Raw genomic sequence first — 13569 nt, 5'->3', positions numbered from 1 at the left:
TCAATCCGCGAGCGGCAGCCGTCGGTGTCTTCGGCCTTGCCCGAGGCGGGTCAGAGGAAATCGTCGCGGCGCGGCGTGAAGGTGTCGATCAGGCGGCCTGGCTTCAGGCAGGCGCAGCCGTGCATCGCCAGCGAGGGGATGACGAAGCTGTCGCCTGGGCCGATCTCGAAGGTCTCGCCGTCGATCTCGAAGCGGAAACGGCCGCTTTCGACATAGGTCGACTGGACATGGGGGTGGTTGTGCCGCTTGCCTTGAGCGCCTTCCTCGAAGGTGAAGGACACCACCATCAGCTCGGGGCTTTCGGACAGCACCTGCCGGGTGACGCCCGGATCGGCGGGAACCGCCGGGAAGGATTTGACGACCATGCGTTGCCTCAATGGAAGAGCGAGGGCAGCCAGAGTGAAAGCTGCGGAATGTAGGTGACCAGCATCAGGGTCGCGAAGGCGGCACCGTAGAAGGGCCAGATCGTTCGCATGGCCTGCCAGATGGGGATTTTGCCGACCGCGCAGCCGACGAAAAGGACGGCGCCGACGGGCGGGGTGCACAGCCCGATGCCGAGGTTGAGGATGAGGATCACGCCGAAATGCACCGGATCGACGCCGAAGGCCGTGGCGACGGGCAGGAAGATCGGCGTCGTGATGACGATCAGCGGCGACATGTCCATGAAGGTGCCGAGGATGAGCAGCGTCACGTTGATGAGCAGGAGGATGATCAGCGGATCGTCCGAGATCTCCTTCAAGAGGGCGACCATGGCCGTCGGGACGCGGAGATAGGCAAGGAGCCAGCCGAAGGAGGCCGCGCAGCCGATCACCATCAGCACCATCGCCGTCGTGCGGACAGCCGCCTTGGTGGCCTCGACGAAATCGTGCCACGAGAGCGTCCGGTAGATCAGGAAGGTGACGAGAAGGGCGTAGACGACCGCGATGTTGGAGGATTCGGAGGCGGTGAAGATGCCCGAGCGCACGCCGCCGAAGATGATGGCGATCAGGATCAGGCCCGGCACGGCGTTGAGGAAAAGGCCGCCGAGGGCGGAAAAGCCCGGGAATGCTTCCGTTGGATAGCCCCGGCGTCTGGCGACGAACCAGGCGGCGACCATCAGCGACAGGGCAAGGATGAAGCCCGGGACGATGCCCGCCGTGAAGAGGTCGGCGATGGAAATCCGCCCGCCCGCGGCGATCGAATAGATGATCATGTTGTGGCTGGGCGGGATCATCAGCGCGATGATCGAGGCGACGACGGTGATGTTGACCGCATAGTCGACCGCATAGCCGCGTTCCTTCATCTGCGGCACCATCAGGCCGCCGACGGCGCTGGCGTCGGCCGCGGCCGAGCCGGACACGCCGCCGAACATGACCGAGGCCATGATGTTGACCTGGCCGAGGCCGCCGCGCATGTGCCCGACCATGGCGCCGGCAAGGGCCACGAGGCGGCGGGCGATGTCGCCGCGCACCATCAGGTCGCCGGCATAGATGAAGAAGGGGATGGCCATCAGCGCGAAGACCGAAACGCCGGAATTGAGGCGCTGGAAGACGACCACCGGCGGCAGGCCGAGGTAGAGGATCGTCGCGAAGGAGGAGATGCCGAGGCAGAAGGCCACGGGCGTGCCGATTGCCAGCAGGAAGACGAAGCTGCCGAAGAGAATCCAGAGGTCCATGGTGCCTATTCCTCGACCGGTTCGGGCTCGCCGAAGCGGGCGGTTGGAAGTCCGGCAAGCCGGCGCAGGATCCGCTCCAGCGAGAACAGCACGACGAGAACGCCGCCGAGCGTCAGTGCCACGAAATCGAAGGCGCCGGAGATGCCGAGAGATGGCACGGTCGTCTTCGCAGCATTGATCGCAAGCTCGCTGCCGTAGCGCACCATGCCGAAGCCGAAGATGCTGACCGCCAGATCCGACAGCGAATGGAGCCAGGGCTTGGCGCTGTCGGGCAGGACATAGAGAAGCACGTCGAAGGAGAGGTGGTAGCCCTCGCGGATACCCACGGCGGCACCGAGAAAGATGAACCAGCCCATGATCATCACGGAGCCGGGTTCGGTCCAGATCAGGCTGGAGTTGAGCACATAGCGCCAGAAGACCTGGGCGGCGATGGCGCCCGTCATGGCGACGAGGCAGATGCCCGACACCCAGAGCGCCAGATTGGCAATAAGGCCGGTCAGCCTTGCCGCCTTGGCCATGTGGTCACGCAACGTCGTCTCCCGCGCTCGGGCATAGTCCGTCCGCTGTCGAATCTGGGGCATGGCGTCCTCGTTCAGCCGGGTTCGTGCGAAGCCCTCATGCTCCGGCGGGTCCCGGCCCCATTGCGGGGGCCGGGACCGTTCGCCTGGATCACTCGGTCGCCTGGATCCGCTTGACCATGTCCTTGAGCTTGTCCGAGGTGACATACTTGTCGTAGACGGGCTTCATCGCCTCGATGAACGGGGTCTTGTCGATGTCCTTGACGACCTTGACGCCGGAGGCCTCGATCTTGGCCTCGGATTCGGCTTCCTGCTTGTCCCAGAGGTCGCGCATCACCGGCACGCTGGCCCTGGCGCTGTCGCGCACGGCCTGCTGCTCTTCGGGGGTGAGGCTGTCCCAGGTCTTCTTCGACATCACGAGGACTTCCGGCACGATCAGGTGCTGGTCGAGCGTGTAGTACTTCGCCACCTCATAGTGTCCGGAGGTGTCGTAGCTCGGCCAGTTGTTCTCCGCGCCGTCGATGACGCCGGTCTGGATCGCCGAATAGACCTCGCCATAGGGCATCGGGGTCGCGTTGGCACCGAGCGCCGACACCATGTCGACGAACATGTCGGACTGCATGACGCGGAACTTCATGCCCTTGAGGTCGTCCATCGACGTGATCGGGCGCTGGCTGTTGTAGAAGCTGCGCGAACCGCCGTCGTAGAAGGCGAGACCGACCAGATCGTGCGGCTGGAAGGCATCGAGGATTTCCTGGCCGATCGGTCCGTCCATGACGTGGTGCATGTGCTCGACGGAGCGGAAGATGTAGGGCAGGGATGGGATTTGCGTCTCGGGCACGATGTTGTTGAACGGCCCGAGCGAGACGCGGTCCATGTCGATGACGCCGAACTGGGTCTGCTCGATGGAGTCTTTTTCCTCGCCGAGCTGGGCGCCGAAGAAGACCTCGATGCAGAGCTTTCCGCCAGTCTTTTCCTCCAGCATCTTGCCCATGGCCTTCACCGCCTCGACGGTCGGATAGCCGTCGGGATGGGTGTCGGACGAGCGCAGGGTGCGTTCGCAGGCGGAAGCGGTCACAGTCATGGCGGCGCCGGCGAGCAGCGCAAAGATCGCCGTCTTCAGAATATTGTTCATCGTCTTGTTTCCTCCCTTTGGATTTGCCGGGACCGGAGCGGCGAGCTGCCCCGATCCAGCTTTTTGTCGGCGCTTCGGTTGCTTCCGAAGCCTTGGCCCCTAGAGGCGGTAGGCCTTCTTGGCCAATCCGTAGGCGAGGTCGCTTGCGACCTCGAACGCCTCGTCCTCGTCGAGCCGCCCGTCGGCGACCAGCGTGGCGAGGTAACCGCAGTCGACCCGCCGGGCGACATCGTGCCTGGCCGGGATCGAACAGAAGGCGCGGGTGTCGTCATTGAAGCCGACGGTGTTGTAGAAGCCGGCGGTTTCCGTGGTCATTTCGCGGTAGCGCCGCATGCCCTCGACGCTGTCGTAGAACCACCAGGCGGGCCCGAGTTTCAGCGCCGGATAGACGCCGGCGAGCGGAGCGAGTTCGCGGGCGTAGGCGGTCTCGTCGAGGGTGAAGAGGATGACAGTGAGGTCGGACCGTTCACCCACTGCGTCGAGAAGTGGCTTCAGCGCGCGGACGTAGTCGGTGCGGGTCGGCACGTCATAGCCCTTGTCGCGGCCGAAAGCGGCCAGTATCGGACCGCTGTGGTTGCGCATAGCGCCGGGGTGGATCTGCATCACCAGTCCGTCTTCAAGGCTCATGCGCGCCATTTCGGTGAGCATCTGGCCGCGGAAGGCATCGGCCTCCTCCGGCGAGCAGCGGCCCGTCAGCGCCTTGTCGAAGAGGGCGACCGCCTCGGCAGTGCCGAGATTTTCGGTGCGGGCGGTCGGGTGGCCATGGTCGGTGGAGGTCGCACCGAAGGACTTGAAGGTGGCGCGCCGGATGCGATGGGCTTCCAGATAGCCGGCCCAGGTGGTCGCATCGACGCCGGCGAGCGAGCCGAAGGCCTCGACATTCGATGCAAAGCCCTCGAATTCCGGGTCGACGACGCTGTCGGGCCGATAGGCGGTGATCACACGGCCCTTCCAGCCGCTGTCGCGGATCATCCGGTGCCACTTCAGCTCGTCGAGAGCGCCCTCGGTGGTGCTGATCGCCTCGATGCCGAAGCGTTCGAAGAGGGCGCGGGGGCGGAAGTCGTCGCGCGCGAGACAGTCGGCGATATGATCGTAGTAGAGGTCGGCCGTCTTCGGTCCAAGGCGCACATCGAACCCGAAAACGTCCTGGAAGGCATGGTCGAGCCAGAGCCGCGAGGGCGTTGCCCGGAAGAGATGATAGTGGTCGGCAAAGAGACGCCAGATCTTGCGTCCGTCCGTTTCGGTCGGACCGCCGTCGACGCGCGGCACGCCGAGGGCCTCAAGGGGCACACCCTGCGAATGCAGCATGCGGAAGACATAGTGGTCGGGCGTGACGAAGAGCTGGGCCGGATCGGGGAAGGGCTCGTTTTCGGCAAACCAGCGGGGATCGGTGTGCCCGTGGGGGCTGAGGATCGGCAGGGACTTCACGCTGGCGTAGAGCGCTTCGGCGACTGGCCGGGCGCGGTCGTCCGTCGGAAAAAGCCTGTCGTCCCTCAAGAGCGCCATTGCCGGATTTTCCTCCCCAACCGAAGCGGCCGGTTCTGTTATTGCTTGCTGCCGGCAAGTGCCGGTCCCCGATCGATCTTGCGCCGATCTGATAATCTAATATGCTAGTATCCAATGACAGTCAACGAGAGGCCCCAATGTCGGACAGTCTTCAGCTCCCGGTCCTGCGCCAGGTCGACCGCCCATCGGTCGCCGACCAGGTGTTTGGCGAGCTGCACAGGCAGGTTCTCTCGCTGGAACTGAAGCCCGGCGCAAAGCTTTCCGAGGTGGAGGTCGCCCGTCAGATGGGTGTCTCGCGGCAGCCGGTGCGCGATGCCTTCTATCGGCTCTCCAAGCTCGGCTTCCTGCTGATCCGTCCGCAGCGCGCGACGACCGTGACGCTGATTTCGTCCGAAGCAGTGATGCAGGCGCGGTTCATCCGCACTGCCCTGGAGGTCGAGACCGTTCGGGCGGGCGCCAAGTCGTTGACCGACGCGGATCTCGATGTGCTGAGGGGCGTGCTGGAGCGGCAGAAGGACGCGGTCGCTGCGGGAGACCGAAGCGCCTTCCATCAGCTCGACGACCGGTTCCACAAGGAAATCTGCGACCGTTCCGGCGTCGGCTTCGCCTGGGATCTCATTCTTGAAAACAAGGGCCACATGGACCGGGTGCGGATGCTGTCGCTCGCCTTTGCCTCGCAGACGGCCTTCAACGATCACGTCGCGATCTTCAATGCGCTGAAGGCCCGCGACGAGTTGCAGGCGGCCGAAGCGATGCGGCAGCATCTCAGCCGCATCCGCGAGCAGATCGATCGTATCCGCGCGGACAACCACGACTTTTTTGCCGGAGACGAAGCCTGATGCCCCGTATTGTGACGGCCGGCGAATGCATGGTCGAGATGAGCCCGCTGGCCGAGCCGGGCACCTTTCGCATGGGCTATGCGGGCGACAGCTTCAACACGGGCTGGTATCTGCGCCACTGTCTGCCGGCCGAATGGCAGGTGGACTATCTCACCGCCGTCGGCACCGATGCGGTCTCCGATGAGATGCTTGCCTTCATGGCCGCGTCCGGCGTCGGGACGGATCACGTCGCGCGCCGCGCCGACAAGACGGTGGGGCTCTATCTGATCGAGCTTGCCGGCGGCGAGCGCAGCTTTTCCTACTGGCGCGGCGACAGCGCGGCACGAACATTCGCGCGCGAGGCGGGCTGGCTGCGATCCGCCTTTGCCGACGCAGACTGCGTTCTCATCTCGGGCATCACGCTGGCGATCCTGATCCCGGAGGATCGGGAGCGGCTGCTGGCTGCGCTTTCCGACTATCGGCAGACCGGCGGATGCGTCGCCTTCGATCCGAATCTGAGGCCGCGTCTTTGGGCGTCGGAGCGCGAAATGACCGAGTGGATCGAGCGCGCCGCCGCCGTCAGCGATCTTGTTTTGCCGTCTTATGAAGACGAGGCGCGCTGGTTCGCAGACCGCGACCCGGAGGCGACAGCCGCGCGCTATGCCGGCCTCGGAGCTTCTCTCGTCGTGGTCAAGGATGGCGGGAAGGACGTTCTGGTCCGCTCCGGCGAGAAGACCTCTTGGTGTGTCGTGGAACCGGTCGCGGATGTCGTAGACACGACCGCCGCAGGCGACAGCTTCAATGCCGGCTTCCTGGCGGCATGGCTGCAGGGGAGCGATCTCGATGTCTCGGTCCGGTCGGGAACGGCGCTGGCCGCGCAGGTGATCGGCCAGAGGGGCGCGCTGGTCCCCGTCGACATCGCGCGGGTGGTGACGGGCTGATCGGACGGGCTGATCGAACGGGTCGGGCGCTATTCACCAGTCCCATACACGCGGGCTTAAGACTCTACCTCCAGTTTAGATAGTCTGGAGGTTCGCGTCATGAAACAGACTGTTGCTCTCGCCGCTGCCCTGCTTGTGTCCGCCACCTGTGCGGCGACAGCCGGCCCGGGTTCGACCCTTGCCTATATCGACCAGATCGACCCATCGGCCGCCGGGGAGGTGGCATCCTCGACACTGATTGCGTCCTCCGATGCCCTGCTGTCCGGCGTTGCGGAACTCTCCGCATCGCTGAGCACCCTGTCGCCGGACGGCGACGGCAATCTGTCGCTGATCGACCAGCATGGGAGCTGGAATGCGGCGACGCTGATGCAGGATGGCGCGCGGAACGCCGGTCTCATTTCGCAGACGGGCTTCTTCAACGCCGCGACGATCAGCCAGACCGGCAGCGGCCACCAGGCCTTCGTCGTCCAGCAGGGTCAGGGCAACGTCGCCGTCATCTCGCAGCGCTAGCGCATTTCGGGCGACCCCACATGCCGAAGCCGCCCGTTCCGTTCGCCGTCAGTTTGCGGGGTTGTCGGTCGGCGTGGAGGGCACGTCCGTCGTCGTTGTCGGCGTGGGGGTCGTGCTGCCGATGTCCGGGAAGTCGATGGTGAAGCCGGGGCTGTCGCTGGTCCCCTCGCCCTGGCTGCTCGCCTGCGACAGAAGCCAATTGCCGTTGAGCGGGTCGCCGCCGAAGCTCGGGTTCACAGGCTTGTAGGTGAGCTGCGACGCCCCGGCGGTCGTCGCCGTGACAAGAGCGAGCGCCAGAAGGCTTCCGGCGAGACAGAGACTACTGGTTTTCATGGGTTTGATCCTCTTCAGTGATGCTGGAGTCTGGGTCAGCGTTTGGGCAGGACGTACATCCGCCCGGGCACGACGACGACGACCTTGTTCTCAAGGCCGCGGATGCCCGTCGGCATCAGGAAGCGTCCCGATTGGGGCGTCTGCAGCGCGAACACCGACGTGTTCTCGGCGTCGCGGACATCGAGGACGCCGGCGAGCTGATCGCCCACCTGGACATAGCCGACGTCGTTGTTGGAGCCGGACACGCCGACGAGCTGGAAATTGTCATTGCCGCGGCTGACCTGCGCCACCGTGTTGTTACTGCCGCCCTGGACCAGAAGCGCCGTGGAGCCGGTGCCCTCGATGGCCTGCATGGCGCGGTTGCCGGTGCCCGATTGCTGCACGACGGCCAGATGTCCGCTGCCGGTCAGCGCGGCGGTGGCATGATTGTCCGTGCCGAGTTGGATGATCGAGGACGTCGATCCGGTGGCGGCGCCGGCGCCCGCCGGCTGGATCGGCTGCATCAGGCTGCCGGCGGAGGATGCGGCACTCTCGAAGCCATGAACCAGAAGGTCCTCGGCGGTGGCGGGCGCGGCGCCGGCCGTCAGGAGACCGAGCGCGGCCGCGCATGCGGCTATCCGGATGTGTCTTGCCATGGTCATCGGCATACTCCCTGCCCAGGCGGTCTCAGATCCGCGTCGGCACCGTGATTGTCTCGTTGATCTCGCAGAGCGGCGAACCCGCGCTGTCGGAGACCTGCATCGAAATCTTTATGGTCGCGGGGATGTCGACCATCAGTCGAACCCCGCCGAAGGACCCGTGGAACCGGTTCGACTGGCTGCTGGTGCTGGTCCCGGAGGCGGATTGCTTCACGAGGGTCAGGCTGTAGCGGCCGTCGAGCGGGGTCGAGGTTTCAAGGACGGGCGAAATGATCGCCATGCTCCGTTCCTCGATCCCGATGCCACAGCGAAGGACACGGGAATCGAGCGGCTGGCCCGGAATGAACATGCCCGTCATCGCCCCGTTCTCCGCGCTGGCCGGTGAGGCGGCAACGAGCGGCATCGCAAGAAGGAGAACCGTCAGGCGGCATGCCGGCATCGTCCCATCCCCTTGGGAAAAGGAGGCGCGCCGTGATGGCGCGCCTCCGGTTGCTGTCAGACTCAGTTCTGGAAGACGGCCGCCACGTTGGACGAACCGGCCTGGAAGATGGCCGCGTTGTGGCCACCGTTCTGCTGGACGACCGTCGCATAGTTGCGGTCGGCATCGCTGGAGCCCGAGCCATACTGGACGATGGCGGCGTTCGAGGCGCTGCCGGACTGCGAAATCCAGGCGTTCGAGTATGCCCCGCTCTGGAGAACGGCCGCGTTGTTGCCGCCATCCGTCTGGCCGACCAGCGCGACCGAATAATCGGCGTTCTGGACGATCAGCGAGGAGTTGCCGGCGCTGGCGATCTGGGCGGTGCTCGCGAAGTTGTTCGAGCCGTTCTGGATCGTCAGGGCACGGTCGCCGAGGCTGGCGACCTGGGTGGTCACGGCGGCGTTGTCGTCACCAATCTGGACGATGCCGGCCGCGGAGAAGGCCGCAAACTGCTGCGTGTTGACGGCAGCGTTGCCGTCGCCGACCTGCACATTGGCTGCGACGGTGCCTGCGGTATAGGTCTGGGTGTTCAGGCCGAAGTTGCCGTCGCCGACCTGAACCGTGGCAGCCAGCGAGCCGGCCGTGACGGTCTGGAAGTTGAAGGCGGCATTGTCGTCACCGACCTGCACGATGCCAGCCGCCGAGGCGATGGTGGGGAGATTGACTTCACCAAGCGGGTTGGTCACTTCCCACTCGTTCGTCGTCGAGGCGCTTTCCTGCTGCCATTCAAGGTCAGGCTTGAAGGGATTCAGGTAGCTTCCCGTCGAAGATGCCCAGTAAGCGGTTGTTGTCTGGGTTGCGGTTCCTTCAGCCGGCAAAATCAGTTGGCCAACCTGGACATTCGCGGCGGTGTTTCGATCGCCGAATTGACCGATCACGGCGATCGAATTCTCGGCCGGGGCAGAGCCGGAGCCGGTGACCATCACGGGACCGAAAAGAGCACCGATCGTGAATGGTCCCTGATCCTCTGAATCCCAGAGCTTGCCGCCCTGGAGTGTTTCCTCAGTCGTCCAGTCAACGGTTGGGGTCAACTGATAGGTCACCGTCTGGGTCTCGCCCTGGGTGTTGAAGGCGGTGTTGCGGTTGCCGACCTGCAGGATGCCCGCGATGTCGTTGCTGCTGTCCGCCTGCTGGATGTTGCCGGCGACGTTGCCGTTGCCGAACTGGCCGATCAGCGCCGTTGAGTCCGTGACATTGTTCTGGACGTTGAAGGCGAAGTTGCCGTTGCCATTCTGCAGGATGCCGGCCACCGAAGGATCGGTGTCGGTCTGGCTGTTGAAGGCGAAGTTGGCGTCGCCCTTCTGGAGGATCGCCGCATCGACGTCCTGGCTGTCGGCCTGATAGTTCGACGCCCAGTTGCGGTTGCCGTCCTGGCCGATGAGAGCGTTGGAGTCGGTGGTGTCCGTCTGGATGGTCACGGCGCCGTTGCGGTTGCCGCGCTGGACGATGGTCGTGTTGACGTTGCTGCTGGCCGTCTGGCTGTTGAAGGCGCCGTTGCGGTTGCCGAACTGACCGACGAAGGCGTTTGCGCCCGAGGTGTAGGTCTGGAGGTTCGTCGCGCCGTTGCCGTTGCCGACCTGCAGGATGGCGGCGTTGCCGTCCTCGCTGTTCTCCTGCACGTTGTTGCCGAAGTTGCCGTTGCCGAACTGGCCAATGGCGGCATTCAAGTTGTTGCCGCCGAGTGTGTTGTATTGCTGGGTGTTGAGAGCGGTGTTGCCATTGCCCACCTGCAGCGTGGCGGCGTTGGAATTGTTGACGTCGAGCTGCGTGTTGTAGGCGTTGTTGCCGTTGCCGAACTGCAGGATGGTCGAACTGGTCGGGTCGACGTTGTTCTGGACGGCGACCGCGTCGTTGCCGTTGCCGAACTGGCCGATCGTCGCCGTGGCGTCGGCGGAGTCGATCTGATACGTCATCGCGCCGTTGTTGTTGCCGACCTGAACGGTGCCGGCCGTGTTGTTGGTGCCGCCGGTCTGCTCCGTCACGGCGGCGTTGCCCTTGCCGCTCTGGCCGATGAGGGCCTTCGAGCCATCCTCCTCATGCTGGTTGACCAGCCCGAAGTTGCCCTTGCCGGTCTGCGTCACGAGGCCGTCAACGCCGTCCTCCGCGTGCGCGATGCCGCCCAGGGCACCGAGAACGACGCTGGCCAGCAGCGCCGCGTAGAGTGTCGATTTCGTCATTGGAAAAGTGCTCCCATTCATATGTGCGCGTCGAGCGCTCGTCTCGCCCTTTGATTGAAGGGTTGATTAACGCACTATTAAGTAGCATTGATGAAACCGATTGCCAAGTTTAAAATCCAAGCAAATACGCCTTGAGAAAGATAACATTAATTAAGCGTCCGTTAATAAATCCATTGTTGGGCAAATGGATAAATACTTATGTCGATCATTGATTCGATTATGAGAGTTATACTTAAGCAACACGACAACCGCGCTCACCTGATGGATGAGCACGGTGCCGATGTATTTTGAATCTGCTGTTTCAGATCTTCTCTAAATCAAGCCCTGCATGAATCCATGCCTTGATGAAATCAGGTTCCGCCGACGACCGCCGAGCGATAACTCTTGTCAAATTTACGGACGAACTCGGCCTCCAGAGCCGGGTTCTTCAAATGCCACAGGCCGCTGCGCACACCGTCGACCGCCAGCGAATAGACCGCCAGCTCGATGCCTTCCCGCACGGCAAGGGAGGTCGGATCGTTGCGCGACTGGCCGATCTCGATCTCGAGCAGCTCTCCGGGCACGACGAACTTGTAGGCGCCGCCGCGCACCTGGACGGAGTAGATCTGCTTGGTCGTGGTCGTGGAGGCGAGGACCTCGCCGTTCTGCACGCTGACGGCCCGCAGGCTGACGGTGATGACATCGGAGCGGTATTGCACGTCGCCGCCGATGCCCAGGTATTTGGCGCCGGCGCCGCCCGTAATGTCGTTCGAATCATAGCCGACGATGCCGCCCTGGAGCAGCAGGCCGGCGAAGCGGACCGGCTGGAGGCCACTCGACCGCCCGTAGGAGCGCTGGGTGTTCTCGATCAGGGTGCGCTCCTGCACCAGATCCTTGAGGCCGGTGCGCTCGACAACGCGGAACCATTGTCCGCTGCCTGCCGACTTCAGCACGTCGATCAGAATGGAGGCGCCGCCCTGCGTCACCGCGCGGCTGTATTCGGCGAAGGTCTCGTTCGGCTTCGCCTGACCGGTGAGATCCGGGAAATCGTAGACCGCGACGTCGACCGGAACCGCAGGCGCGGGCATGCCGGTCACCTTCGGTGTCGTCTTGGTCGGAACCGTCAGCGCTGCCTTTGGCGTGTTGAGATGCTGACCCGTCTGGCAGGCAGCAACGGACATCGCGGCCATAAAGGCCGCCAGAATCTTGAAATTCATTATCGTAACCCCGCCCGCTCACGAAATGTGAGTTCTACTTCTGATTAATGCCAGCATGAAATACAACCTTTTGGATCGTGGCAACTACCAAACGGGGCAGGCCGATCAAATTCTAAAAAAGTTGTAAATATACAACGTAAACAATCAAAAGATGTGCAAAGGCGAAAGCGGCGATCTGGCGTGCACAGCGGCGAGGGGTGAGCATGGAACGATCGCCGGCTCCGGTCCGGCGCCGGCGGCTTACCTCGGCTTTTCGCTGCTCCCCGTATCCTTCGAAGCAGCAAGGACTTCTCGCGCCCGCGCGGTCGACGGCCATTCCCGCTCCGCCGCCAGATCGATGAATGTATTGGTGCCGTGCCCGACGGTCGGAAGCACAATGTGCGGCGTCTCGGGCGTCGATCGGGTTGCAGCCTTCTTGACCTGCGCCGGCGCCGCGCGCTGCTTTTTGATCACCGCGGGGACTTTCGGCTGGGCAATTGGTCGCAGGCCCGGCGGCATCTGCGGCACATAGGCGCCGCCCGGTCCGCTCTCGAGGGGCTGGTCGACATAGGCCTGAGCGCTCGCGGCCTGTGGCAAGGCCCCGGCGAGCATGATGATCCCTCCGAGCAGGCAACCTTTCAGGGACGCCATGTCGCTTCCTCCTTGAATGTCGAGTTCACCTGATATTAGTTGTGTCTCGTTCATTCAGCAACTTTTGATATTTGTTTCCAGCAGGCGCAGCAGGCCGGATGTCAGGCCGGAGCCGTTCAAGGGGCCGATGCGCGGAAGGAGGGGAGCGATGCAGAAATCCCGGTCATCACAGGTGCTTGTCGCCGGTCTGGCGTTCGTCGCCGCCGCTGCGATCCCGGCCAGTCTTTACGGGCAGGAGAGCGGCGGACCGATGTTTTCCACGCCGGCCTCCCGTTCCACGACCGGCACGCCGATCCTGACCAATCCGGACGGAACGCGGAAGGACCAGATCATCGATTCGGCAGGCGGCGGCGCGCCGGCGGCAACGCCGACGAAACCGCGTGCGGCCGTGCCGTCCAGCGCTCCGCCGCCGCGCAAGACGCCGACGCTCGAAGGCGGCGCTTCGAAGACCCACGGCGCCTGGTCGCTCGACTGTCTCAAGGACGGGCGCTGCCAGATCGCCGGCCAGACGGTTTCCCCGGACGGGAAGATCAGTCTGGTGCTGGCCCTCGCCTATGATGCCGGCACCGGCGCGACCACTATGCAGATGGCGGTTCCCCTCGGTGTCTTCGTCGCGGAGGGGGTGACGATCGCGATCGGGGATTTCCAATCGCACTTCCCGATCAGCCGGTGTCTTTATCAGGGCTGCATCGTCGATGGAATGGTTCCGCCGGAGATGATCGAGGCGATGAAGAAGGAGAGCCGGGCGACGGTCATTGCCAAGGCACCGCCGCAGATTGTCGAGAAAAAGCCGGCCAAGGCCGGGGAGCGGCCGAACGAGGCGACCGTCAAGATCGAACTGATCCTCGACGGGTTCTCGGCCGCCTATGCGGCCTTGCGCAAGGATGAGGGGTGAGGCCTGCCGTCGTCGGCGATGCTGGTCTGCCGTGGGAATTGGCTGGGGCGCCAGGATTCGAACCTGGGAATGGCGGCACCAAAAGCCGCTGCCTTACCACTTGGCGACGCCCCAATCCGCCGCGCATAACGCGCGGAATG

At 64.1% G+C, this 13569-nt stretch carries 15 protein-coding genes and 1 tRNA gene; 4 read left to right on the top strand and 12 right to left on the bottom strand.

Annotated features, from left to right (window positions below; all coding sequences use genetic code 11):
• Positions 1 to 50: 50 nt before the first annotated feature.
• The 5 genes from HDIA_RS23175 to uxaC form a co-directional block, all read right to left on the bottom strand.
• Positions 51 to 365 carry a cupin domain-containing protein gene (locus HDIA_RS23175; RefSeq protein WP_099558363.1) on the bottom strand — a complete coding sequence of 105 codons (315 nt, stop codon included), beginning with the start codon at positions 363 to 365 and terminating at the stop codon, positions 51 to 53.
• Between the two features lie 8 nt (positions 366 to 373).
• Positions 374 to 1654 (bottom strand): TRAP transporter large permease, encoded by a 1281-nt coding sequence (locus HDIA_RS23170; protein ID WP_099558361.1) that lies wholly within the window; start codon positions 1652 to 1654, stop codon positions 374 to 376.
• Positions 1655 to 1659: 5 nt separating this feature from the next.
• Positions 1660 to 2172, bottom strand: coding sequence for a TRAP transporter small permease (locus tag HDIA_RS23165; protein ID WP_099558359.1), 513 nt, complete (start codon positions 2170 to 2172; stop codon positions 1660 to 1662).
• A gap of 151 nt (positions 2173 to 2323) precedes the next feature.
• Positions 2324 to 3307 (bottom strand): TRAP transporter substrate-binding protein, encoded by a 984-nt coding sequence (locus tag HDIA_RS23160; RefSeq protein WP_099558358.1) that lies wholly within the window; start codon positions 3305 to 3307, stop codon positions 2324 to 2326.
• 99 nt (positions 3308 to 3406) lie between these two features.
• Complete coding sequence (uxaC, locus tag HDIA_RS23155; RefSeq protein ID WP_099558356.1) at positions 3407 to 4813, bottom strand: glucuronate isomerase; 1407 nt, start codon at positions 4811 to 4813, stop codon at positions 3407 to 3409.
• Positions 4814 to 4950: 137 nt separating this feature from the next.
• On the opposite strand from uxaC, the gene HDIA_RS23150 reads away from it, so the two are divergent.
• The 3 genes from HDIA_RS23150 (at position 4951) to HDIA_RS23140 (ending at position 7082) form a co-directional block, all read left to right on the top strand.
• A complete protein-coding gene (locus HDIA_RS23150) occupies positions 4951 to 5652 on the top strand; it encodes a GntR family transcriptional regulator (RefSeq protein WP_099558354.1) in 702 nt (233 codons plus the stop codon).
• Positions 5652 to 6572: a sugar kinase gene (locus HDIA_RS23145; protein WP_173796281.1), complete on the top strand. Its 921-nt coding sequence runs from the start codon at positions 5652 to 5654 to the stop codon at positions 6570 to 6572. Before HDIA_RS23150 ends, HDIA_RS23145 begins: the two co-directional genes overlap by 1 nt.
• A gap of 99 nt (positions 6573 to 6671) precedes the next feature.
• Complete coding sequence (locus HDIA_RS23140; protein ID WP_099558350.1) at positions 6672 to 7082, top strand: hypothetical protein; 411 nt, start codon at positions 6672 to 6674, stop codon at positions 7080 to 7082.
• A gap of 48 nt (positions 7083 to 7130) precedes the next feature.
• Here HDIA_RS23140 and HDIA_RS23135 read toward each other — a convergent pair whose 3' ends face one another.
• The 6 genes from HDIA_RS23135 to HDIA_RS23110 form a co-directional block, all read right to left on the bottom strand.
• Positions 7131 to 7415, bottom strand: coding sequence for a curli assembly protein CsgF (locus tag HDIA_RS23135; protein WP_099558348.1), 285 nt, complete (start codon positions 7413 to 7415; stop codon positions 7131 to 7133).
• 35 nt (positions 7416 to 7450) lie between these two features.
• Positions 7451 to 8056, bottom strand: a complete 606-nt coding sequence (locus HDIA_RS23130; protein ID WP_099558346.1) for a hypothetical protein — start codon at positions 8054 to 8056, stop codon at positions 7451 to 7453.
• A gap of 25 nt (positions 8057 to 8081) precedes the next feature.
• The gene (gene csgH, locus HDIA_RS23125; RefSeq protein ID WP_099558344.1) at positions 8082 to 8492 is read right to left on the bottom strand and encodes a curli-like amyloid fiber formation chaperone CsgH; all 411 of its coding nucleotides are present in this window, start codon (positions 8490 to 8492) and stop codon (positions 8082 to 8084) included.
• 62 nt (positions 8493 to 8554) lie between these two features.
• On the bottom strand, positions 8555 to 10708 hold the full coding sequence (locus HDIA_RS23120; protein WP_099558342.1) for a beta strand repeat-containing protein: 2154 nt from the start codon (positions 10706 to 10708) through the stop codon (positions 8555 to 8557).
• Positions 10709 to 11058: 350 nt separating this feature from the next.
• Positions 11059 to 11904 (bottom strand): CsgG/HfaB family protein, encoded by an 846-nt coding sequence (locus tag HDIA_RS23115; RefSeq protein ID WP_099558340.1) that lies wholly within the window; start codon positions 11902 to 11904, stop codon positions 11059 to 11061.
• Positions 11905 to 12144: 240 nt separating this feature from the next.
• Positions 12145 to 12588: a hypothetical protein gene (locus HDIA_RS23110; protein WP_157775794.1), complete on the bottom strand. Its 444-nt coding sequence runs from the start codon at positions 12586 to 12588 to the stop codon at positions 12145 to 12147.
• A gap of 94 nt (positions 12589 to 12682) precedes the next feature.
• On the opposite strand from HDIA_RS23110, the gene HDIA_RS23105 reads away from it, so the two are divergent.
• A complete protein-coding gene (locus HDIA_RS23105) occupies positions 12683 to 13429 on the top strand; it encodes an invasion associated locus B family protein (protein WP_157775793.1) in 747 nt (248 codons plus the stop codon).
• Positions 13430 to 13468: 39 nt separating this feature from the next.
• Here HDIA_RS23105 and HDIA_RS23100 read toward each other — a convergent pair.
• Positions 13469 to 13543: transfer RNA gene (locus tag HDIA_RS23100), tRNA-Gln, on the bottom strand.
• Positions 13544 to 13569 lie beyond the last annotated feature (26 nt).

This window comes from Hartmannibacter diazotrophicus, assembly GCF_900231165.1.
Lineage (GTDB): Bacteria > Pseudomonadota > Alphaproteobacteria > Rhizobiales > Pleomorphomonadaceae > Hartmannibacter > Hartmannibacter diazotrophicus.
Note: the sequence above shows the minus strand (reverse complement) of the source record. Positions and strands in the feature narration are given on the sequence as shown.